The organism is Nostoc sp. (genome assembly GCF_036917975.1).
GTDB lineage: Bacteria > Cyanobacteriota > Cyanobacteriia > Cyanobacteriales > Nostocaceae > Nostoc.
On the sequence record NZ_JBALEJ010000080.1, the window covers coordinates 104,551 to 126,860 of the forward strand.

The 22,310-nt window shown below is 42.3% G+C and carries 23 protein-coding genes and 1 pseudogene; 11 read left to right on the forward strand and 13 right to left on the reverse strand.

The window, feature by feature from the left end; translation table 11 throughout:
* Nucleotides 1-557: 557 nt before the first annotated feature.
* Nucleotides 558-1,760 carry an argininosuccinate synthase gene (locus tag V7K76_RS27905; protein ID WP_334780261.1) on the forward strand — a complete coding sequence of 401 codons (1,203 nt, stop codon included), beginning with the start codon at nucleotides 558-560 and terminating at the stop codon, nucleotides 1,758-1,760.
* A 137-nt stretch (nucleotides 1,761-1,897) separates the two neighbouring features.
* Here V7K76_RS27905 and V7K76_RS27910 read toward each other — a convergent pair whose 3' ends face one another.
* Nucleotides 1,898-2,530 carry a DedA family protein gene (locus V7K76_RS27910; RefSeq protein WP_334780260.1) on the reverse strand — a complete coding sequence of 211 codons (633 nt, stop codon included), beginning with the start codon at nucleotides 2,528-2,530 and terminating at the stop codon, nucleotides 1,898-1,900.
* Between the two features lie 488 nt (nucleotides 2,531-3,018).
* Between V7K76_RS27910 and V7K76_RS27915 the strand changes: the two genes are divergently transcribed.
* Nucleotides 3,019-3,375, forward strand: a complete 357-nt coding sequence (locus V7K76_RS27915) for an STAS domain-containing protein (protein ID WP_334780259.1) — start codon at nucleotides 3,019-3,021, stop codon at nucleotides 3,373-3,375.
* A gap of 795 nt (nucleotides 3,376-4,170) precedes the next feature.
* On the opposite strand, the gene V7K76_RS27920 is transcribed toward V7K76_RS27915, so the two are convergent.
* Both V7K76_RS27920 and rpsF read right to left on the reverse strand, forming a co-directional pair.
* The gene (locus tag V7K76_RS27920) at nucleotides 4,171-4,731 is read right to left on the reverse strand and encodes an Npun_F5560 family protein (RefSeq protein WP_334780258.1); all 561 of its coding nucleotides are present in this window, start codon (nucleotides 4,729-4,731) and stop codon (nucleotides 4,171-4,173) included.
* Nucleotides 4,732-5,051: 320 nt separating this feature from the next.
* Nucleotides 5,052-5,408, reverse strand: coding sequence for a 30S ribosomal protein S6 (rpsF, locus tag V7K76_RS27925; RefSeq protein ID WP_334780256.1), 357 nt, complete (start codon nucleotides 5,406-5,408; stop codon nucleotides 5,052-5,054).
* A 375-nt stretch (nucleotides 5,409-5,783) separates the two neighbouring features.
* On the opposite strand from rpsF, the gene V7K76_RS27930 reads away from it, so the two are divergent.
* Nucleotides 5,784-6,557 carry a fumarylacetoacetate hydrolase family protein gene (locus V7K76_RS27930; RefSeq protein ID WP_334780255.1) on the forward strand — a complete coding sequence of 258 codons (774 nt, stop codon included), beginning with the start codon at nucleotides 5,784-5,786 and terminating at the stop codon, nucleotides 6,555-6,557.
* A gap of 3 nt (nucleotides 6,558-6,560) precedes the next feature.
* Here V7K76_RS27930 and V7K76_RS27935 read toward each other — a convergent pair whose 3' ends face one another.
* Nucleotides 6,561-7,037 carry a Tic20 family protein gene (locus tag V7K76_RS27935; protein ID WP_334780254.1) on the reverse strand — a complete coding sequence of 159 codons (477 nt, stop codon included), beginning with the start codon at nucleotides 7,035-7,037 and terminating at the stop codon, nucleotides 6,561-6,563.
* Nucleotides 7,038-7,118: 81 nt separating this feature from the next.
* Nucleotides 7,119-7,316, reverse strand: coding sequence for a hypothetical protein (locus V7K76_RS27940; RefSeq protein WP_334780253.1), 198 nt, complete (start codon nucleotides 7,314-7,316; stop codon nucleotides 7,119-7,121).
* A 557-nt stretch (nucleotides 7,317-7,873) separates the two neighbouring features.
* Between V7K76_RS27940 and V7K76_RS27945 the strand changes: the two genes are divergently transcribed.
* Both V7K76_RS27945 and V7K76_RS27950 read left to right on the forward strand, forming a co-directional pair.
* Complete coding sequence (locus tag V7K76_RS27945) at nucleotides 7,874-11,311, forward strand: hypothetical protein (RefSeq protein WP_334780252.1); 3,438 nt, start codon at nucleotides 7,874-7,876, stop codon at nucleotides 11,309-11,311.
* Nucleotides 11,312-11,490: 179 nt separating this feature from the next.
* Nucleotides 11,491-11,640, forward strand: coding sequence for a photosystem I reaction center subunit VIII (locus V7K76_RS27950; RefSeq protein ID WP_334780251.1), 150 nt, complete (start codon nucleotides 11,491-11,493; stop codon nucleotides 11,638-11,640).
* A gap of 184 nt (nucleotides 11,641-11,824) precedes the next feature.
* Here V7K76_RS27950 and V7K76_RS27955 read toward each other — a convergent pair whose 3' ends face one another.
* From V7K76_RS27955 to V7K76_RS27980, 6 genes are all read right to left on the reverse strand, one after another.
* Nucleotides 11,825-11,944: a photosystem II reaction center protein J gene (locus tag V7K76_RS27955; protein WP_152589562.1), complete on the reverse strand. Its 120-nt coding sequence runs from the start codon at nucleotides 11,942-11,944 to the stop codon at nucleotides 11,825-11,827.
* Nucleotides 11,945-12,011: 67 nt separating this feature from the next.
* Nucleotides 12,012-12,134, reverse strand: coding sequence for a photosystem II reaction center protein L (locus tag V7K76_RS27960; protein WP_012411802.1), 123 nt, complete (start codon nucleotides 12,132-12,134; stop codon nucleotides 12,012-12,014).
* Between the two features lie 8 nt (nucleotides 12,135-12,142).
* Nucleotides 12,143-12,280 (reverse strand): cytochrome b559 subunit beta, encoded by a 138-nt coding sequence (gene psbF, locus V7K76_RS27965; protein WP_012411801.1) that lies wholly within the window; start codon nucleotides 12,278-12,280, stop codon nucleotides 12,143-12,145.
* Between the two features lie 9 nt (nucleotides 12,281-12,289).
* Nucleotides 12,290-12,538, reverse strand: a complete 249-nt coding sequence (psbE, locus tag V7K76_RS27970; RefSeq protein ID WP_012411800.1) for a cytochrome b559 subunit alpha — start codon at nucleotides 12,536-12,538, stop codon at nucleotides 12,290-12,292.
* A gap of 438 nt (nucleotides 12,539-12,976) precedes the next feature.
* On the reverse strand, nucleotides 12,977-14,161 hold the full coding sequence (locus tag V7K76_RS27975) for a DUF58 domain-containing protein (protein ID WP_334780250.1): 1,185 nt from the start codon (nucleotides 14,159-14,161) through the stop codon (nucleotides 12,977-12,979).
* 64 nt (nucleotides 14,162-14,225) lie between these two features.
* Nucleotides 14,226-14,483, reverse strand: a complete 258-nt coding sequence (locus V7K76_RS27980; RefSeq protein ID WP_334780249.1) for a ribbon-helix-helix domain-containing protein — start codon at nucleotides 14,481-14,483, stop codon at nucleotides 14,226-14,228.
* 120 nt (nucleotides 14,484-14,603) lie between these two features.
* Between V7K76_RS27980 and V7K76_RS27985 the strand changes: the two genes are divergently transcribed.
* The 3 genes and pseudogenes from V7K76_RS27985 to V7K76_RS27995 all read left to right on the forward strand — a co-directional run.
* On the forward strand, nucleotides 14,604-14,915 hold the full coding sequence (locus V7K76_RS27985; RefSeq protein WP_334780248.1) for a DUF433 domain-containing protein: 312 nt from the start codon (nucleotides 14,604-14,606) through the stop codon (nucleotides 14,913-14,915).
* Nucleotides 14,908-15,243 carry a DUF5615 family PIN-like protein gene (locus V7K76_RS27990; protein ID WP_334780247.1) on the forward strand — a complete coding sequence of 112 codons (336 nt, stop codon included), beginning with the start codon at nucleotides 14,908-14,910 and terminating at the stop codon, nucleotides 15,241-15,243. The genes V7K76_RS27985 and V7K76_RS27990 overlap by 8 nt, the downstream gene beginning before the upstream one ends.
* 215 nt (nucleotides 15,244-15,458) lie before the next feature.
* Nucleotides 15,459-15,716 (forward strand): annotated as a pseudogene (locus tag V7K76_RS27995) (WD40 repeat domain-containing protein); the annotation flags it as partial.
* Between the two features lie 21 nt (nucleotides 15,717-15,737).
* Here the strand turns inward: V7K76_RS27995 and V7K76_RS28000 are convergent.
* Nucleotides 15,738-16,313 (reverse strand): Uma2 family endonuclease, encoded by a 576-nt coding sequence (locus tag V7K76_RS28000; RefSeq protein WP_334780246.1) that lies wholly within the window; start codon nucleotides 16,311-16,313, stop codon nucleotides 15,738-15,740.
* A gap of 162 nt (nucleotides 16,314-16,475) precedes the next feature.
* On the opposite strand from V7K76_RS28000, the gene V7K76_RS28005 reads away from it, so the two are divergent.
* Nucleotides 16,476-17,171, forward strand: coding sequence for a response regulator transcription factor (locus V7K76_RS28005; RefSeq protein ID WP_179065030.1), 696 nt, complete (start codon nucleotides 16,476-16,478; stop codon nucleotides 17,169-17,171).
* A gap of 578 nt (nucleotides 17,172-17,749) precedes the next feature.
* Here the strand turns inward: V7K76_RS28005 and V7K76_RS28010 are convergent.
* Nucleotides 17,750-18,034: an Npun_R1517 family heterocyst differentiation transcriptional regulator gene (locus V7K76_RS28010; protein WP_334780245.1), complete on the reverse strand. Its 285-nt coding sequence runs from the start codon at nucleotides 18,032-18,034 to the stop codon at nucleotides 17,750-17,752.
* 867 nt (nucleotides 18,035-18,901) lie between these two features.
* On the opposite strand from V7K76_RS28010, the gene V7K76_RS28015 reads away from it, so the two are divergent.
* Together V7K76_RS28015 and V7K76_RS28020 are read left to right on the forward strand one after the other, a co-directional pair.
* Nucleotides 18,902-19,261, forward strand: a complete 360-nt coding sequence (locus V7K76_RS28015) for an NAD(P)H-quinone oxidoreductase subunit M (RefSeq protein ID WP_179065032.1) — start codon at nucleotides 18,902-18,904, stop codon at nucleotides 19,259-19,261.
* A 715-nt stretch (nucleotides 19,262-19,976) separates the two neighbouring features.
* Nucleotides 19,977-22,244 (forward strand): protein phosphatase 2C domain-containing protein, encoded by a 2,268-nt coding sequence (locus V7K76_RS28020; RefSeq protein ID WP_334780244.1) that lies wholly within the window; start codon nucleotides 19,977-19,979, stop codon nucleotides 22,242-22,244.
* Nucleotides 22,245-22,310 lie beyond the last annotated feature (66 nt).

Genomic DNA, 22,310 nt, shown 5'->3' on the forward strand with positions numbered 1-22,310 from the left:
GGCGACTCTCTGACCTTAGCTAGCGGGTTTTACGCACGATCAATATAAAAAAGTTTTATCTAGAAGCGATCGCAATCCTATTTAATTTATGAAAATTGTAAGGCTCGAATTCCCGACTTTTTAGAGAAGTCGGGATTTTTATTATTCAGTTGCATGATTGAAGAAGAATTCAGAAGTCAGAATTCAGGAGTCAGAATCAAGACGCGACGCTCGAATACTCGCTATCGCGGACTCGCTCTAAGCGAAGCCATGCCGTTCGCGTAGCGTCTCGTAGAGAAGGCTTTACGCTGCGCTATCAGTCGGGGATTCAGACCGCGCAGGAATTGAAGACCACCAAATTTCCAATTTGGTGGGGGTGCAAAAACGCCGATTATTCAGACGCTCGTTCGCGCAGCGTGCCGTAGGCAAGACTCGCTAACGCTGCGCTATCCGCCAGTCGCACAAAAAACATTGCTGAATTCTGGCTCCTGACTCCTGAATTCTGTTCGATAAAATATACATGGATTAGTTTAGATATAATAATGACTCATTGTTTGTTGTCCTAACTGGAGAAATTAATGGGTCGCGCCAAAAAGGTTGTCCTGGCATATTCTGGTGGAGTGGATACTTCAGTTTGCATCCCCTACCTCAAACAGGAGTGGGGTGTGGAAGAGGTGATTACCCTAGCAGCAGATTTAGGTCAGGGAGATGAATTAGAGCCAGTTCGAGAAAAAGCTCTGAAATCCGGTGCAAGTGAATCCCTCGTGGCGGATGTCAAAGACAGCTTCGTTAAAGATTACGCCTTTGGAGCGATTCAAGCTAACGCCCTTTATGAAAATCGTTATCCTCTAGGAACTGCCCTTGCCCGTCCACTGATTGCTAAGGTATTAGTAGAAACAGCCGAAAAATATGGTGCTGATGCGATCGCTCACGGCTGCACTGGCAAAGGTAACGATCAGGTTCGCTTTGATGTCTCTGTAACCGCCCTGAACCCCAACCTGAAGATTCTCGCACCAGCCAGAGAATGGGGAATGAGCCGTGAGCAAACCATCGCCTATGGGGAAAAGTTTGGTATCCCCTCACCAGTCAAAAAATCCTCTCCCTACAGCATTGATAAGAATTTGCTCGGTCGTAGTATTGAAGCTGGTTTACTCGAAGATCCGTCATTTGAGCCACCAGAAGAAATCTATGAAATGACCAAAGCGATCGCTGACACTCCCAATGAGCCAGAGTATATCGAAATTGGTTTCCAAGGTGGCATTCCGACAAGCATCAACGGTATAGCTAAAAAGCCAGTTCAACTAATTGAAGAACTCAATCAGCTTGTAGGAAATCACGGCATCGGCCGGATTGATATGATTGAAAACCGTCTTGTAGGCATCAAATCGCGGGAAATCTACGAATCACCCGCGATCTTGGTGCTAATTCAGGCACATAGAGATTTAGAAAGCTTGACTTTAACGGCAGATGTCACCCATTACAAGCGTGGCATTGAAGAAACTTACAGCCAAATCGTTTACAACGGTTTATGGTACAGTCCCCTGAAAGTTGCACTCGATGCTTTTATTCAAAAGACACAAGAGCGAGTCTCTGGAAGTGTGCGAGTGAAGTTGTTCAAGGGCAACTCTACGATTGTTGGGCGTTCGAGCGATAATTCTCTCTATACTCCCGATTTGGCAACCTACGGAGCCGAAGACCAATTTGATCACAAAGCTGCTGAAGGCTTTATCTACGTTTGGGGACTACCAACTCGCATTTGGTCGCGGCACGCTAAAAGTTAGGAGTTAGGAGTTAGGAGTTAAGAGTTAGGAGTTAGAAGTTTGCAGTTTGCAGTTTGCAGTTAAAAATGCAAAATACAAAAGTTAAAGTTAAAAAAATAACTTTTTACTTTACTCCTCACTCCTCAGTCCTCACTTTATTACTCTTCACTCCTCACTTCCTTAACTTGGCGAGACTCTAGCCACAGGGGCACAATAATTAAGGCAGCGAGGATTAGTAAAGCTGCGATCGCAAATTGACCCACCCAAGCAACCAATTGTTCTAAAGAGACAACTTTGCCAGCAAAAAAAGCTAACGTCACCATCAAACTAGCCCAAGCAACTGCTCCTAAAAAGTTGTATAAAAAGAATTTTCCAAAGGGCATTTCAGCTATACCAGCTAGTGGTGCAGCAAAAACTCGTAACAATGCCAAAAAACGTCCAAAAAATACCCCTTTAGCAGCATTTTGACTAAATTGCTCTTTAATGTTCAGTAGCCGCACTTCCGAAATCCGAAAGATGCTAGCAACTTTTACCAGAAAAGCCCAACCGCTAACTCTACCAATCCAGTAGCCACAAGTGCCACCAATGACAGCACCCAGAATTGCGTCACCGAGAACCAGCCAGAAATTTAGTTCATCGCTGCCAGCTAGAAACCCGCCTACTAAGGTCACGGTTTCACCAGGAAGGGGAATGCCTAAATTTTCTAGCAAAATTCCCAAAAAAATTGCCCAATACCCGTAAGTGTGGGCGACTTTCTGGATATTTTCTAGTGAAATCAGCTCTAAAGACATCCCGCACCGCCGTCTTTACAAATTTTTACTTTTACTACATCTTTGCTTGTTTTTGAGTGGGGTGTCAATCAAACCACTAGATTCATTCATTAAGTCATTAGTTTAATTCTGCCCTATCCATAACTTATAGTCTATGGTAACTATTAATTTTCGACTATTAGCGATGTGATTCTTGAAATCTGATACCACGAATTAATTTTTATTAAAAACAAAATAAAAAATTTATAGAAATTTCATAAACTTCGAGTTGAATTATAAAAATTTTGTAAAAGATACGCTTGATACCGAAATTATTAGACCCTTATGCCTATATTGATGAAAGTTATTATAAATTATACGGCATGAATACTGAAATAATTTCTTTCAACTGTACGGCTGCAATTGCCCAAATATCTGGGTAAAACAGTCATTTTGTCGTTGAAAGAAAAGAAGTATTGATGTCTTTTTTCAGCTTTTTTGTCAAGTATTCCAATTACCCTGTTAAATTCATGGCTCTCACACAACAAGAATTTCAAGTGATTTTCTTTAAACCCGAAGGAAGCATAGATTTGGAAGGCGGTAAGGCCTTAAGTGAACAGATGGCTGGAGTTGTGCCTCAAGCTCATCAACTCTGGATTATCGATCTCACAGAGGTTAATTTCATGGACAGTTCTGGATTAGTCCCTTTAGTAAAAGGGTTAAAAGCTGCACGTCAGAGTGGTTGCCGCTTGGTTTTATGCAACGTACAGGCTCCTGTACGGTTAATTTTGGAACTTACCCAACTCGATACAGTGTTTGAAATTTTCGATACTTACCAAGACATTTTTACTACCGTCAAAGATAACACTCTGGTGCTAGCAGGCTAGTTAATAAATCTACCTATAGAAGGATGGTAAAGTCAAGCAATATTTGCATTTTTTCACATTCTCCAAGATAACAGTCTGGTGCTAGCAGGCTTATGTTCTTTTTTTCTAGAGAAAAATGTTGAGGAAAACTCATGGTTTTGAGCTAGGTGGTATGAATAGCAAGATGAATGAATCTGCTTGCTGCAAGCTATCTACCAAAGAGGATGTTTGAAAAGTACTATTGCTAACATGGCAATCTTAGAAACCTAACCCCTAGCCCTCTGAATGGCAGGATGGTTTCAGAAAAATTAAAACCGGGTTGCAAAGCTTCTCTCCACCTCGGAGGGAGCTTTGGAGATGGGTAAAAATTTATGGCTCTAAACGATAAATAAAAGCTTCTATCTTTTTATTTTTTCAGATGAAACCACCCTGCCTTCCCGATCGGGGAATGGGGGTTTCAAAGCATTTCTTTGCTTGCCTACCGACAGGCTGACCGTACAAGGCAAAAGTAAAAAGTAAAAAGGCACTCATAAAGAAAAAGAAAAATGGTCACAAGCCCCTAAATTTATCTTAGAGTACTCCAAGTAAAAAAATGCCCAGTTGTCATTGCGAGCGAAGCGAAGCAATCCCAACCCCTGCGATTGCTTCGCTTCGTTCGCAATGACACTCCCCAATCTTTTAAAGACAGGGATTTTCAAATTACAAATTACTCTGAGCTAATTTTTCTAAGTAGAGCGGCATAAATAATTAAATAGTCTCCAAAATCCTTTGCCGCAACAATTTCTTACTTCTTAAGGTTCCACCATAATGGTAATATTAGGCATTCTGGGGAGTCGAAATGTTAGTTTGTTCGGATGCTGGATGGGGAAAATTTGGCAAATCAATACCGCTATGACTAGCATTGCGAGTTTTGAGTGCTAAACGGTAACTCACGCTTTGCAGTTCTGCTTGTAGTTGGCGATTTTCGCGTTGTAGCATTGCTACTTTTTCTCTGACTGGCGTCATCCGCTCCTCAAACTTCCGTCGGTAAATTTGAGGCAACTCTTGTACTACTTGCTCCAACATCCGAGTGCGATCGGTGAGTTCTTGAACTGACTGTCGCAATTGATAAATCTCGGAGTCACGAGTTGTAATTTGCTCTTGGTAGAACCCCACCTGCTGCTCTACAGCCTGGAGTTGTTCTTGCAAAGCGTGTAACTGGCTTAAATCGCCTTCAATATCCGGCTGTGGGGGCATAAAATTAGTATTACCCTTTACCAGCCGGAAAAGTTCTTGAGATAGTTGTTGTACTAATTGATCGCGAAGTTGCAACTCTTGGCGTAGCTGCGATACTTCGGTAGAGAGAACTTGAATATTCGGTGTATCAGATTGGATCACAGTAGCTTAAAGCTCCCATTCAGAATCTTGTCCACTCTTAGGTATAACTGCGGGAGTACTACCTTTGGCAAGTATTTGTTAATTTAGCATTCCCAAACAAGTCACGTCGCTTCGCTCCGAATTAAAAATTAAAAATTAAAAATTAAAAATTAATGATCCCCATAAATAAATTTAGTTGCTCTGTATCCTTTTGGTTTTCGGTCATGAGAAAAGAAAAAGACAAAATTTTATTGAATGGGATTTGGGCATTGGGCATTAGGGATTAGGGATTAATTATTTTTTTCTCATCTCCCTACTCCCTACTCCCTACTCCCCATTCATTACACTGTTGCAGTTGCAGTTACTTTAGTGGGTCTTTCTTTTTCCTCTTTAGGGGGTTTTTCTTCGGCAATTTCTTGCTTAACTGTCAGATAGCGAATTACTTCTTCACTCAAGCGCATGGCACGTTCAAAGGGTGCGATCGCAGTTGCCGGGGCACCGTAGTTTAATTGAATGTAGATGCCATCGCGATGTTTTTTGATTTCGTAAGCCAGACGACGCTTACCACGATTTTGAATTTGGATATCCTCAGCGCCTTGATCGCGAAGCAAATTCTGATATTTAGTAACTGCTTGCTCTACCTGTTCCTCTCCGAGGTCAGGACGGAGAATGTACATTGTTTCGTAACTTGTAGTCATATTTTCCAATTTCCTCATGGACAAAAGTGGCTGCTGATGCTAATTTATACTTTTTTTATATTAAAAATGCCAGTATAGATCAACATCTGAAGCAACAAGGAACTATAATCTTACCAGTTTTCAATTTGAATCATTAGCCAAATCGCCAAAATTTGGATTTTTTGGATGCCCATAATGAAAACTAGGTCGGGAAGCCCCGATATTTCTTTAGCAAGATTGATCGAGCTATCAGCTTTGCCAAAGGTTATCTTTTTCTAAAGGTATCTGGCGATCGCTTTTTTGCTCAAGGCTCAATTGGTTCGTCAAACAGCTAACTGAACGATTGCCACCTGCTTACAGCTTCTAATCGCATATAAAAGGATATTCATCAAGGTTATGGCGCAGCGCTACGTGCGAATTCAAAATCCAGAAGGACAGATTTACTATGGGCTACTACATCTCTCCCTGAATGTGCAGGTGCTAGATGCTCCGCCCTGGTTACATGGACAACCCACTGATTTAACTTTGACACCAGGAAATTACCAAATTCTGGCTCCCTGCGCTCCTTCAAAAATTGTGGCGGTGGGTAAGAATTATGCAGATCATGCAGCCGAAATGGGAACTCCCGTTCCTTCTGAGCCATTAATCTTTCTCAAGCCACCCACGTCGATCATTCCATCTGAGAGGGAAATTAAATATCCTCCCCAATCGCAAAGAGTTGACTACGAAGGAGAGTTAGCATTAGTGATTGGCGATTACGCCTTTGAATGCACACCAGAGGTAGCCCAAACCAAAATTTGGGGCTACACCATCGCTAATGATGTCACAGCGCGGGATTTACAAAAAAAGGATGGTCAATGGACGCGGGCCAAAGGTTTTGATACTTTCTGTCCTTTGGGCCCTTGGATTGTACGAGAATTAAATCCTGGAGCGAGATTACAGACTTTTGTAAATGACGACGTTAATCCAGTCCAATCTGCTTGTATCGATCAGATGGTGTTTTCCCCCGATGTTTTAGTTTCCTATATCAGTCAGGTGATGACGTTATTACCCGGTGATTTGGTGCTTACAGGTACACCAGAGGGTGTCAATCCATTGCATCCAGGCGATCGCGTCCGCGTTGAAATTGAAGGTATTGGCCGCCTGGAAAACACCATAGTGGCTCGTTAACTTCTAACGCACCTGCATATACACGGCATCGGAAATCGCCGGAATTTCGGCATAACGCCCGATTGCAGATTGAATGACTGAATATGCTGCTGCTCCCACTATGCCGATAAAAATAGTTGTGGATAGGGTTTGGATTGCAAAACCACCAGCGGGAATTAGCCCCACAACATCAGTCAGGATGCCAAACAAAAAGATAATGATGTCCAAAAGGATTGCTTGCATGGTGTTGAAACGAATAAAGTGACTAATTTTCTCGTTTCTCACTACCAGCAAAAATAAAGCAAAGAAAATAATCATTCCTGCATAACGTACACCATAGTAAATATTTAACAATGGCAAAAGCGGCAGAAACAGCAGTTGTAGTGCTGGAAACTCTGAGAACAAATATCTACCAAATACAAAAACTTCAACTAGAGGCAGCAAATAAGGCAAGGAAGCAAAAATCCGATCTGAAACTGTTGTAGACCCGCGCCAAGACATTATCCGTTCTCCTGTGGTTAAATTTTGATAGTCACTTGAGCTTAGGATAACGCAGTTGCTTGGTCTTGCTGACAAATTCAACTATTCTATATGGGCAACGCGAAAGCCCATCATGCACTCATACTGATCCGGCTGCTGTTGAGTAAGTTTGCGAATAGCTTGACCACAGCGCAGTTGACCACCACGCCAACGCGGTTGACCGCTCCTGTCAGCGAGTAAACAAGACTGACAAACTTGCTCAGGGGCAAGGATTTGATCGTCCATTAAAATGACTAACATCGAATCCCTCCTGTAAATCCTCATTGTCAAACAATTTTGGATTTTAGATTTTGGATTTTGGATTGACCCTATAGATATATCTAGGGTTAAGTGTGGTGATTGGCGATCGCAGCGCAGATGACACTTAAGAGCCACATCTTACCTCTTTGTAGCAAAAATGTGAGCAATTAGGATTCAATAAAAATTGTCAAGTGAATCTGGATTTATTGTACGTTGTGTACATTGCAAATTGGATATTGTAGTAAAAAATAATACAAAAATCTTGGCAATAAGTTGGGCAGAGACAGCCAAGGGTATCCACTGAACCCTGTTAATTTAGCACTTTAGAGTGTCAAACTTAATATTCATAAAATAACAAAAGCTTTATGCACAAGCAACATGGCGAATCTTTGAAATTTCCTTGACGTGACTGGTGAAAGTGTGATAATTCAAGTCAGTAAAACTGAGTTAACTTGATAGCCATTTAAGTGATGCATTTCTAAAATACTGAGGTAAACTTGCAAGCAAGTTAATACACAATATTATTCAGCGGCTCGTCGGTCTGGGCATCACTTACAATGGAACACTGGCAATTTCTGATACAGAAACAAGGCGCTCGCTCGTGGCATATCCTAGAATCGCCAAATTTGGAAATTTCGGAAGGGCAGTATAGAATTTTGGCTCGTTCTAACCTTCTGAATACAGATGTGGAAGTACGGGTAACTCACTCTTCAACCCACGAAGTTCAACCAACGCGGCGAATTTTCAAGCGATCGCGTCGCACTAACTCAGAAGGCTTAATGGCGGTAATTCCTTTTACCTACTTCCAGGCGGGAGTTTGGGAGTTGCGCTGTTCTGGCGATTTGATGTCGGATCTGATGGGTAAATATTGGCAATACAAAGTCCAAGTACAAGTTTTGTCTCAAGAAGAAGAGGAGGCGAAGCAGAGGGAGAAGGCAGAATCAAATTTACTCGTTCAGCAAAATACTATTTCTGAAAATCTAGAATGCACTGCCCTGGCAAAACCAGATGCGATCGCTGTTACCGCAGAAGTGGTAATTAGAGAACTGGAATCTACTATCCCAGCAGAACCCGCAATTAATTTAGATAATGCGATCGCTATTCCCGCAGAAATAACAATTAGTGGAGAATTGGAATCGACTGTCCCAGCAGAACTCGCAATTACTTTAGATAATGCGATCGCTGTTACCGCAGAACTGGAATCTACTGTCCCAGCAGAACCCGCAATTACCTTAGATAATGCGATCGCTATTCCCGCAGAAATAGCAATTAGTGGAGAACTGGAATCTACTGTCCCAGCAGAACCCGCAATTAATTTAGATAATGCGATCGCTGTTACCGCAGAATCGGCAATTACTGGAGAACTAGAATCTACTGTCCCAGCAGAAACCGCAATTACCTTAGATAATGCGATCGCTGTTACCGCAGAAATAGCAATTAGTGGAGAACTGGAATCTACTGTCCCAGCAGAAACCGCAATTAATTTAGATAATGCGATCGCTGTTACCGCAGAATTGGCAATTACTGGAGAACTGGAATCTACTGTCCCAGCAGAAACCGCAATTAATTTAGATAATGCGATCGCTGTTACCGCAGAATTGGCAATTACTGGAGAACTAGAATCTACTGTCCCAACAGAACCCGCAATTAATTTAGATAATGCGATCGCTGTTTCCGCAGAATCGGCGATTGTTCTATACAGCAACCCTATTACTATTGTTCTGCCAGATGAAGGGAACTTAGAAGACACTGCCCCAGCAGAACCTTTAATTGGGCTAGATCAAGCGATCGCTGTTCCCGCAGAATTGGCTACTACAGACAACAAAACTGTTACAACTGTTTTGCCTGATGAAACGGAAGAAAATATAGCGAGCGAAGAGCCTGTAAGTACTATGTGGCTCAAAGGTGAGACAGTAGAACAGATTTTACAAAATTTAATAGATTTAGCTTTACCCGCCTCTGAACTGCTGCCCAACGATGAAAATGTTACAGATTTTTTAGCGACACAACTACCGCCACCATTACTATTAACTTTAGACCAGGATAATTATATTGCTCCTTGGGGACAAGCTCTTGCAATCAATGGGTACATAGAACCCAAAGAAAATACAAATCTAGATCAAGCTGAAACATTATCTCCAAAAAGACTACGGGCACTTGAACTAGGAATTGAACTGCGATCGCCCAATAACTCGAAAATCTTGACCAAGGTACGGCAAATTTTACCAGATCAAGAGTTACCCTTCAGTATAAATACCTCAATTAATATTCCAGCTGACTGTGAATCTAAGTTAATTTTGGCAGATATCAGTTTGTATGGTAAATTCGCCGATGCTGGTGAAGTCATCCGGTTAGCTAGCCAGTCCTTCACCATTACAGCAGATATCACAGAATTACTGGCAATCACAGCCGCAGCAAAACCTAGTACAGATGCAATACCATCGGACTCATCTGCTGCTTTCATAGAACCAGAGACACCTGTTAGGCTAGATTTGAAACTATTAAATCTGGTCAAAATGGCAAAAACAGACCAGTCTCAGATAGTTAATCCATCCCCAAATACACCCTTACCACCGCAAATTAACCTGCAAGCTCTGCGAGAAGCTACTCTACGGACATCTAAACTAAAGAATTCAGGCAATTCACCTCAATTACCGAAACTGCCCCCGATTCAAAGCGATGCTAACATTCCCGCAGATATTGTTGCAGAACAACCCATACAGGAGGAACTTCTAGAAAAGGATGCTAATATAGCCGCCATCAACTTGGAGCAATTGGTTATCAAGCAACGTCGAATGCCAATATTTGAAACTACTTTGCCATACTTGAGACGCCTACAAACTTTGCCAGGTGATACAGAAGAAGTTAAAAAAAATGTCCTCCCAGATGCCTTGAAAGTTCAAGGGGCTGAAGACTTACCGCAGTTAGATGCAATTGTACCTGAAGATGAAAATACACCTGAATTAGTAGTAGCTGATGTACCATCTCAAGAAGAATTTGTTGCTGAAGTAGAAGCCCCGCAAAATGAACCATCTCAAGAAGAATCTGTTGCGGAAGTAGAACCCCAGACAAATGCACAATTTATTACAACAGGCAACCTTTACTCATCTCCTTTACTCAGAAAGTGGATGCAGAGCCAAGGATACTCTTTGCCTGAATCGATCAATGATCTGCAACGTCAAGACTACGATAACTATGAGCCAGCGCAGCAGACGCCCCTTTCTCTGAGTGCAAAAACAGCGAATGTTGATGTTAACTTGCCATTAAACCTAGATACCAACACTGAGACATGGCGCGAACAGGGGACATGGGAAGAAGTCCAAGATTTGGCTGACGAACTGAGTAACTTTGGGGAAGATATAGACATAGCCCAAGAAGCGGATCTGGGGATAAGAGAAAATACAGAACTAGAAAAAGCAATACTCTCATCGGCTTTGTCAACACAAATACCGCCGCCACCTCCTCCGATAAAAACAAATATAGCGTCAGCTTGGTTGGCGCAAGAAATCGTTGTAGATGATACAGATAGTGAACTGGAAGCCGATTTAATTAGGGGTTACACCTTTGAAAAAAAGGAGCAACCATTATTAAATTTATCCCCTTCCTTACCTATAATTACGGCAGCTACTAAGGTTTTGCCAATTCCACAGCTGCATGTGCCAGAAGGCGAACTAATCGCTGGTAAGTTTATCATAGTGCGCGTAGTACTACCTGAAGTACCTCCGCAAGTTGTTATCAAGTTATGGGTTGAAGATTATCAAACTCGTTGGTTACTAGATGGGCCCCATTTATTGACAAATTTACTACCTAATGCTTCAGGTGGGTTAGAAGTGATGACGCAATTAAACATTCCCTTTGGCTGTTTAGAAATTCGCTTGGAAGCGATCGCACTTGATCTGACAACCCAACAAGAAAGTCACAAAGTCACAATATTGCGAACTGTAATTCCTCCAGACTTACCAGACTTGCAGCTAGATGAACTCCTGGGTATCTAACTTAGGGATGACGGGGTATTGGGCATTGTTAGTCCCCAGTCCCCAGTCCCCAATCCCCAGTCCCCAATCCCCAGTCCCAATATTGCCTGTGTTAAAAATATGAAAGAATTTCAAAAATTTGGCAGAATTTGCAGTAAGCTCATTTTGAATTGTAGTGTGATTCGATAGGAACCTTTACTATGGCAGCTTCTTTTTTGCCTTCTATCTTGGCTAGTACTTCCTACTTGCCTGCTATTTTCGTTCCCATAATCGGTTGGGTTTTGCCAGGTGTGGTATTCTCGTTTCTGTTTTTATACATTGAAAGCGACGACATCAGCAACATTAACTAATACTGATGTAGTCATTGGTCATTAGTCATTAGTCATTTGCAAAGAACAAATGACAAAATATAACAAATGACTATTGACCAAAATTAATACCGCCTATCTCATAGAGACAGGCGGTTTTTTTAACGTTGATTTCTCAACAAATGCTAGAAAATTCTAACTTATAGAATTCGGTTCAAACTAACGTTTAGATCGAAGAACCGAGTCCGGCATAGGCACCATAAAAGAAAATGCCCAAGACTGTAATTATACCTAAACCTGCGATCGTAGCGACGACCCACAGGGGAATTCTCCCACTTTCAGACACAGCTTCTCTCCTCCCTTAACAAATCAACACAGGTTCAATAAACAAAGATTAACAACAGTGCTTCTAGTTAGTTAAAGAAATAACTAGAAAACAGAATCCCCAGAACGAAAACTAGTAGTAGTCCCAGGTATAGGGAAGTCCGGTTTAGTTCAACCGGCTGATTATTGGGATTGGGCGATCTTTCTACCATAATTGCTCCTAACGGTGAATAAATTGCATTGCGGCGATCGCGCCTAAAAAGAATACAGTTGGTACACCTAAAGTGTGAACTGCCAGCCATCTAACGGTAAAAATTGGATAGGTAACTGGTTGATTGATGTTATTGCCGCTAGTCATGATCTCAAACTACTTTCCAATAAATTGTTCAACTTGTTTTTTAGCTTCAAAACGGTTCTTCACAATGGGTACTTCCTGCCGTGCTGGTGTGAAATACTCATTGGGGCGGGGTGTACCAAAGGCATCATAAGCCAGCCCAGTGCTGACAAATAACCAACCAGCAATAAACAATGCCGGGATGGTGATGCTGTGAATTACCCAGTAGCGAACGCTGGTAATGATGTCCGAAAACGGACGTTCTCCAGTAGTACCTGACATTTAGATTCCTACCTTCACAAAGAATGTTATAGAGTTTATTATCCTACAAAGTTAAGAAAGAGTTACAAGTTGCAACGTTCTTCTCAGAAATAGGTACTGGGGATTGGGGATTGGGTACTGGGTATTGGGTATTGGGTATTGGGTATTGGGGATTGGGAAAAATCCTAGCTAGTACAACACGGCGGAAATAAACTACCCATTCCAAATCAATGAAACGCTTACGCTGTATTCATTTTTAATTTTTAATTTTTAATTCCGCCTTGCGGTACTAGTCCCTAGTCACCAGTCCCCAGCTTTCAAGGGTAGGTATTTAACAAAGTCATGTTTTAGTAGGTAAAATACTTATCTGACTGTGGTCAGCAAAAATATCTAAGGGTGCATCCGGGGGAACACAAGTGAGAAAAAGTGAGGAATTAAGATGCCCAATGCCCTTGCAGTTTATGACCGTAATGTTTTTTGTAGTTGGGGTTGCAGTGGGCGATCGCTTTGCAAAACTATACCAGGATGATCCCAATTAATTACCTCTGGTTCAGCTGGTGCGGAAATATTTGGCCACAAAACCCAGCGACTACCTTGAGGAAGTTTAGCAAGGCTCAGGGGGTTTTGAGTTAGCCAAATCAAGGGATAATTTTTAGGAGCAACTGAACTGGCATCTTCTAGGGTAGTGGTTGCTGCTAAGGTTTCTAAAACAAAGTGTAGACCTCCGGGCTTGCCGTAGGCATCGCCTTTAATTAAACTTGTTGATGCTGTCCATAGTTGCACCTGTAATTGTTGTTGCTGTGCATAAAAATACAGTGATGCTGCGGCAATTACTGCTTGTTCAAAGTTTTCTTCTTCCCAATTGCTAGCACTGTCAAGGGCAATAACTACTTCTTGTCCACCTGTCACCATTTCTAACTCCCGCACCCTTAATTCTCCATAGCGGGCACTAGTTCGCCAGTGAATCAGACGGGTGGGATCTCCTATACGATAAGGACGAAGCGATCGCACCAGCCCTGTTGTCGCTGTCTGCAATGGTCTACCACGAGGATCGCCCCTTTTGCTCTCTTCTTGCCCCATTTCATCTACCAAGGGGCAGGTAGCCAAGGGTAACACTGTCGGATAAACGATCGCTGTAGCAGCACAATCACGCTGACGGCGACACCAAAATAATCCTAAAGGCGCACCAGAACCGAGTTCGACTGTGTGCCAGCGATAAACACCCCGACGCTGAGTCGGGTGGTAATATACCCAACGGTAACTACCTTGGCTAGGAATTGTCTCGATTGCCTTTTGTACTGGTTTACCTAAAACGAAGGGCAGTATATCTTCAACTTGCAATAAACTTACAGGCTGCTGTGTCTGATTGCAGATTTCTAATTCCACCGTTAGATCGTCACCGGCTGACACTGGTTGTATGGGACGGCGGGTGATGGATAGACCTGTGAGCGATCGCGGCGGTAAGATGGCTGCTACACCCAAAAGGGCAAAACTGATGCCGCTAATAGCGTACAGCCAACCAGCCATCGTATTGATACCTGCGCCAAAAAAACAAATAGCCGTTGCTGCTAGTACCCAACCGCCATAAGTAGGGGCACTGGCGCGGGTTTCTAACCAATTGGTGATGGGTTTGATGATTTTCATGTTTCTTTTTTAACCCAATACCACCCCAAATTCACAGTATCTCAGGGGTTCGCCAAAAAAGCTTTTAGTTGGATTCCTCAAAAAGAGATGGAAAGTTGCGACGACCACTTACAATCCGATCAATAGGTGGCGTTTGGTCTGAAGCTAAAATCGCCGCATCAATTTTTTCTCGCACATCCTCGACCCATTCAGCATCGGCGCGATCGTATTCATCAAGCAACCGTAAGGCAATTTCAAGGGCTTCTTCTGCGGAGCGATATTTCCCAGCCTGGAGCTTGGTTTGAATAAAGCGTTCTTGATCGGGTGTGAGACTGATGCTCATACAAAACCTCTATTCAAATTATTCACCATTTTATGTTAAAAAACTCACCAGAATATCAACGGCGAGAAGCAATCACACTATATATTATTAAGATATCGAATGGAGGTGGAAGATTGATTGATGCAGTTAGTCAGTCGGGAGCATATTGAAATCTCTTCTGATGTGCGGAGTGGGAAGCCCTGCATTGTCAATACTCGCATTGCTGTAGAAGATGTGGCAATGATGCATTTAAAGCTAGGATATTCCTTAGTAGAGATTGCTGGGAAGTATGACCTGTCACTAGCATCTGTTTATGCAGCAATGGCTTATTACTTTGATCGCCGAGACGAGATTGATCGCCGTACAGCAGAAGAGAATGAGTTAGTTGAGGTACTGAAGCAAAATCATCCGTCGCGTCTTCAAGAGAAACTCAGACAGTTGAGGAATGAGTGAGCGAATTCGCTTTCATCTGGATGAAAATGTCGATCCTGCCATCGCGCTTGGCTTACGCCGTTATGGAATTGATGTCACAACAACCAATGATGTGGAATTACGCACCCAAAGCGATCAAGTTCAGTTAGCGTTTATTCAAGAAACACATCGAGTACTGTTCACCCAAGATGCAGATTTTTTGATTATTGCAAGTTATAGGCTTGATCATCCTGGTATTACTTACTGCAAGAAAGGGACTTGCTCAATTGGTGAAATCATTGAAACTTTGGTTTTGATTTATGAGGTGATGTCACCTGAAGAGATGTTGGGACGTGTCGAGTTTTTGTGAAATGAAAGTAGTACCAAGCATAGCGCAGATAAACAAAAATACAGCGTTCACTTGGATCAAAACCGCATAAATTCAATTATCAAGGTGAGCCTGCTTTGTCTTTCGACAGCTAGGTTTTTTAAGTGGTTGATTACCTTTCCACTATCATTAGTATAGTATATTGGTACACTAATTAATTGAAAGCCGTCGTAGAACGACGAGGCTTTAAACCCAATTTTTCGGTAAATACTGGAGAATGTCTTAAAGTTTTAAAAGGACATAGAAATCGGGTGTGGTCGGTGAAGTTTAGCCCCGATGGTGAAATGCTTGCAAGTGCAAGCCACGACGAAACGATTAAACTGTGGAATGTCAGAACTGGCGCTTGCGACAAAACACTTCAAACCCCACGACCTTACGAAGGAATGAATCTTGCCGGAGTCAGAGGGTTAACTGAGGCACAAAAAGCTTCGTTAAGAATGCTAGGCGCAGTTTAAGTTGATTCTAAAATTAAGTTACTAGAGAATTCCTTGTAAATTCAAAGTAAAACCTGGTAGTACATCTTCCCCCCATAACTGATTTGGTGATAGTAGCACTTCCTTCTCTTTTCCCTGGCGATAAATTTCCACTTGCTTACCTTTGGGGTCAATTAGCCAGCCTAACCGCGCACCATTCTTTATATACTCTTGCATTTTGTCTTGGAGGGACTTGAGGGTATCGGAATCAGACCGCAGTTCTACTACGAAGTCTGGACAAATGGGAGGAAAAGTCCTTCTTTCTTCAGGAGCCAGTGCTTCCCATCGCTCTAAAGGAATCCAAGCTGCATCAGGTGAACGTAAAGCTCCGTTGGGAAGTTGAAACATCGTTGAAGAGTCAAAAGCTTCTCCAGTCCCGTCTTCATCTGTCCAAGTTCCCAAGCGTTGAGTTAATCTACGATTTCGACTACTAGTTTCTCCACCAGTCGGCGCCATAACTACTAATTCCCCTGATGCGGTGCGCTCTAGTTTAGCATCAGGGTTGACTTGACATAGCTGATAAAACTGCTCAGAAGTGAGATTGATTAATGGTTCTAGGTTTAGGGTAATAGCAGTCATAGCTTCTCCCATCTTGATGATCACATAATAACTGGAGACATGGGTATGAGGGAGCAGGGGAAGAATAATTACTCCTAACTTCTAACTCCTAACTCCTAACTCCTGATCAATGACTGTCAACTTTCGCTAAATTGGAAAAAGGAAAACTCAAGGAAATCTTAAATGTCAGCACAATTGTTACTGGTGGATGATGAACCAGGGATACGGGAAGCCGTGAAAGACTATTTGCAAGAGAGCGGTTTCAGCGTTCAAGTCGCCAGTAACGCTCTTGAAGGTTGGGAATGGATGCAGCTGAATACACCCGACTTAGTGATTTCCGATGTGATGATGCCTCAAGTGGATGGCTATCAGTTCTTAAAGCAACTGCGAGAAGACCCCCGCTTCCAAACACTACCGGTAGTATTTTTAACAGCTAAAGGTATGACAGGCGATCGCATCCAAGGCTATCATGCTGGTGTTGATGCCTATCTACCCAAACCCTTTGATCCAGATGAGTTAGTGGCTATAGTCGAAAATTTGCTAGCCCGCCGCGCCGCTAAGGCTGCAAGTACCGGAGATGACTCTGAAACCCCTGATCTTGCTGAACTAGCTAATCAGATTGCCCAAATTAAGGCATTGTTAACCCAAAGAAATGCTATTTCCCAATCGCCAGCCCCTTTCAAAATTGATTTGACTCCCAGAGAGCAAAGTGTTTTAAATTTGGTCGCCGAAGGGTTGATGAACAAAGAAATCGCCCGTCGCTTAGAAACCAGCGTCCGTAATGTAGAAAAATACGTCAGCCGTTTGTTTAGTAAAACCGGTACCAATAGCCGTACAGAGTTAGTTCGTTTTGCTCTAGAACACGGACTTGCTAAATAGGGATTGGGCATTGGGCATTGGGCATTGGGCATTAGTTAGTTATTAATTAATTCTTCTCCCCCTGCCTCCCCTACTTCCCCTGCTCCCCCTGCTCCCCCTGCTCCCTACTTCTGAGTAATAGGTAACTGGCCACTAAACCATTACCTATTACTAGTAATAGATAAAACATAAGTATTTCAACAAATCAGGCACTTAGCTTCAGCAAAAAGCTAAAAGAGAGGTTATTTATTTTTACTTTGGTCTTTTAGATTTTCATTTGATTAGTGCCTGTTGTCCAATTCCCCATCTGTAAAGACACAGGGTTTTGTTCTTCCGGCAATGTTTTGATAAAAACTCGGTAAAATGCACCCGGCTGAATTTGCTTTTAGATTCTACCAGTACCCTTTGCTACAAAGTTTTTAATAGCGGAAACTGTTCCTGGGACTTTGTGCTGCTAAATAAGACCTTCACAAAGCAGAAATCACAATATTTTAATTTTATGAATTCTACTTGCTGCTTAGTTTTTATGGCAACGGGGGTATGGGATCAACATTTGATTTGATGCCCAATTCACGTTTTTCAGTAATTAGATTACACCTTTATGCCTGAGGATTTTCAGCAACATTACGCAAGCGCATTAGCTGGCGTCGCATTTGATGAGAGGCTTTAAACTCAGATACTTCTTGCGCTTTAACAGACGCTTGCAGTGTCTCTAGAAAGTCATCAGACCCTACGGTTAAAGCATCAAGTAGCACCTGTAAAAGCTGCTCGCGATCGCTCAATAAACTCTTTTCCTCAATCAACCGGAATTTAAGATGGATTTCGCACTCATAAACACCTACTTCGAGATTATTTATCTGGCGTGGTAATGCTTTGGAGTTCATAGCTATTGAGATTCCTTTACTTGGTTGTCATGAGGGCAAGGAGGTAGATATCTAGCAAAAATTCTTTATATCTCTTTTGAATCCAAAGTGCTTGAATTAAGAATTTTTCTTCATCAATCACCTTTGTATTCCATTTCACTCTCCTGTGGTGTATTTTCAAGCTAGATTTTCAGTGTCTAGATTTTGACGTTTCTGTACTAGATGTAGCTTATGGTAAGCCATAACTATTATTCAGTTTTTAAGATTCTACACAATAAAGTTTCTGTAAGAAGTTGCTCAACCTGTTTAAAGGTTTTTACATCAACTTTATGTGAACGTCAACAACAGTTTGACTTGTTACTCTAATTTTGGTGTTTATACGTAAGTAAAACCGCTTAACTCTTTGGAGTTTCTTAAAGCCAGCAGTCGATGTAGCGGTATTCAGTGTAATTACTTGATGTATGTTTTTTGCAATATAAAATTCAGGAGAAATTGATCAGCAGAATTATTAATGTCAAAACTTTTATTCTTCAAAAAAAATGTACACAGATCAAATTATTCCTGGCAAGTGCCTTATCCTACGGTCTTTTGAGCTTGATTGAGTAAAAAAAATTTAGCAGTAAGTCAGATTAGTACACTAAATTAAAATACTCTCTCCATTAATTTTTACAGGAAAATAATTCGACTACTGTCAGTACTAGCAGTTAATTATGTCTTTAACTCATAACAGAAGTAACAAACTAATCAGTAAAGGTGATATTTTTACTTATGCCCATTCAATATACCCTTTGAAAACTGCATTCAAAGCTTGTAAATTGAGAGTATCTAAGCTCAGAGATAGCGTTTACAATAATTTCAGTGTAATCCACGCAAATCTTACACCTTTTTATGGATAACCCGATGCTGCTCAAGTCCACAACCCGGCATATCCGCATTTTCGCAGGTGAAATTGACCGGGATGGCGATCTAGTTCCTAGTCAACAAGTCTTAACGTTAGATGTTGACCCAGATAACGAATTTAATTGGAATGAAGATGCGCTGCAAAAAATTTATCGAAAATTTGATGAATTAGTAGAAGCATCTAGTGGCGAAGACCTCACAGATTATAACTTACGCCGTGTGGGGTCAGATTTAGAGCATTATCTGCGATCGCTCCTACAAAAAGGAGAAGTCAGCTACAATCTTTCTGCCCGTGTTACCAACTACAGCATGGGAGTCCCTCAAGTTGCCATTGACGACAAACAATAAGCCAATGAGTCGGTAGCGAACTGGCTGAACCATTTTGGATAAAAAACTCCACGCCACTTGCGGGATGGAGTCATTAGTCATTAGTCATTAGTCAATCCAATTAACTCTTCTTGTGGGGTGGGCGTCTCGCCCGCCCTATAAACTGGGCGCTCATGTTGCTCACCCCACAAAATTGGATAATTTATTTCTTAGAGTTCCCTTAGGCAGAGGAATGATTACAAGTCTAGTTCTTAACTCAGCACTGGCTCAACCCTAGCTATCCGCTAACAGCAATCTGAAGAGATTTTTAGAGCTATTGCATTTATCCGGTACTTTTGCCAAAATCAATATTTGCTATTCTTAATTCTTAATTAAAGTTAATTCTTGCTATCCTACTTATAAACTAAATAAATACCAACATTATCCGCCTCTTGATGATGGGATAATTTAGCAAAAGCAAATCGTGCAGTTATGCTTGGGTTATGCTTTGGTGACAGGGTTGGGTTAGTTGCTTTGGCGATGGAGAGTCACAGGGCAATAGAAGCTATGATTAGGCTGTAGGGTTGACTTAGGAGCGTATTTTTTGGATAAGTTTTGTATTAGCACCTGCTGATATCCGCCAGCTAAAATCATCATCTAAAGTCTGGGTATGTCAAGTTTAAGAAAGATGAGCGGTCTAGATTGTCCCTACTAATGCTATTAAAGAAATTGCCAATCGCTGATCGGTGCGAAAACTATGGAAAATGACGCGGCAACGCTCTACTGTCCAAACGAAAATTGTCAGGCTGCCAACCCCCTGACTCACAAGTTTTGCCAGCGATGTTCCACGCCCCTACTCAAAAATTATCTCTGGGCTGTGGTAGATGGCCCAAATGTGGGTAGCCCTGGAGAAATATTAGCCGATCGCTATTTAATCCTTGATAAATTTGTTCTTTTAGATACGAAGCCTGGTTTATTAGCGCTAACGCCGGAGTTAGATAATTTACAGCCCCTAAAAGCTTACCTGAGACTCATTCCCTACCGCTTACACGTACCGCAGGTGTATGGAGTACTGTTTGTTGCTGATGCATCTTCCGAGCGAGAAATATTACTCTTAGAAAAACCGCCACTATTAGTAAATGACACTATCCAAAAAGTGAGCTTGGGCAGTGAATTAACCACTGCTTGGCGTGATGCAACATCGATGCGCCAACTCAATTGGTTATGGCAAATAGCTCATCTGTGGCAACCTCTTGCAAGTGAAGGTGTCGCCTCTAGCTTACTTGACTCTTATGTATTACGGGTAGAGGGATCGTTAGTACGTTTGTTGGAATTGCGTTTCGACAGCGCCACACCAGAATTACCCCAATTAGGTGAATTTTGGCAGCAGTTGGTCACTGATGCCAAACCAGCCATAAGTGAATTTGTCGATCGCGTTAGCCTTGCTTTAATTCAGGGACAGATTAATTCCACCGATCAATTAATCGGAGTTTTAGATCAAGGACTGGCTGGGTTAGGGCGATCGCAAACACCCACAATCCAAATTATCACCAAAACCGACACCGGCCCAAGTCGCCAGCGTAACGAAGATGCCTGTAGCCCCCCCAGTGGAACTCTAGTAAGCAAACCACCCCAGCCAACCGCCTTAGCAATTGTCTGTGATGGCATCGGTGGCCACGAAGGCGGCAATGTCGCCTCAAATTTAGCCATTGAAACAATCCAGCAGCAGGTACAGCAACTAACAAAGGTTCCCTACGACCACATAGACCCTTCACTGCTGCTAAATGACTTAGATAAGGCAGTGGCAATGGCCAATGACAAAATTAGTCAGCGCAATGACGGTGAAAATCGCCAAGGGCGTCAACGCATGGGCACGACTTTAGTCATGGCATTGCCTGTTGCTCATGAAATGTACATTACCCACGTCGGCGATAGTCGTGCCTACTGGATTACACGCTACGGCTGTTATCAAGTTACCCTCGATGATGATGTCGCCTCCCGCGAAGTGCGGCTAGGTTATGCCACTTACCGCGAGGCTGTACAACAAAGTGCTGCTGGCTCTCTCGTCCAGGCTTTGGGGATGGGGCCCAGCAGTTCACTGCATCCCACATCGGGACGGTTTATGCTCGACGAAGATGCAGTTTTTCTGCTCACATCCGATGGTTTGAGTGATTTCGATCGCGTGGAGGAGTACTGGGAAACTGAAATCTTGCCGATTCTACTTGGAGAAGCAGATATAGCAACTGTTGCCAATAGATTAGTCGAACTTGCTAATACTAAAAATGGACACGATAATGTCACCGTCGCTTTAGTTCATTATCGAGTCCAATATTGGGAACCAGAAATCACCATCAAAGCAGTGATTCCAGAGAGTTATTCTGCCAAAACTGTTGATTTGGCATCCAGGGCGACAGCTCCAACAGTTTTAGGTAGCCCAAACCAAAAAACTCAGGTAATTAGTGAAAAGGAGCCAGTCAAAACGCGCAGTTTACCGCTACAGTGGATTGTTCCATTACTATTTGTGGTAGCCGCAGGTGCATTAGGATTGTTCGTAAAGCAACTGCGATCGCAATCTTGGACATTTCCAACTTTTGCCAATCCCACCCCAACTGCCAACCCTACCATTGAAGCAACACCCACACCGCGATCGCTGGCTAATCTTTCTCCTGGTTGGGTAATTAAAACCAACAATGACATCTCCTTAGGGAGCAACCAATCACTTCCTCGCGGGACTTTTTTAGAAGTTATTGAGAAAAAATCAAATCCCAAACCGGCTTCTGGGAATTTTTCGGTGTCTATGCGAGTCTGTGCTAATAAAAGTACACAAACTCCAGCTCATACTAATACCCCAGCCGTAACTACCTCAGTTCCACCAAATTCCAAACCTTTGCCAGCAACAATATTGCTAGACTTGTCCCAACTCAACCGTTTTGGTGTCTCTGTTTTACAATCAGATGCACCAAGTCCATGTACAACTGTCACCCAACCGCCAGTTACCGAACCAGCTGACACAAGTCCAACTTAGTCAAATACTCGATAAACTTGTAAAAACCTGGAATAATAACAGGTAACAACCAAAGTAAAAAATTTA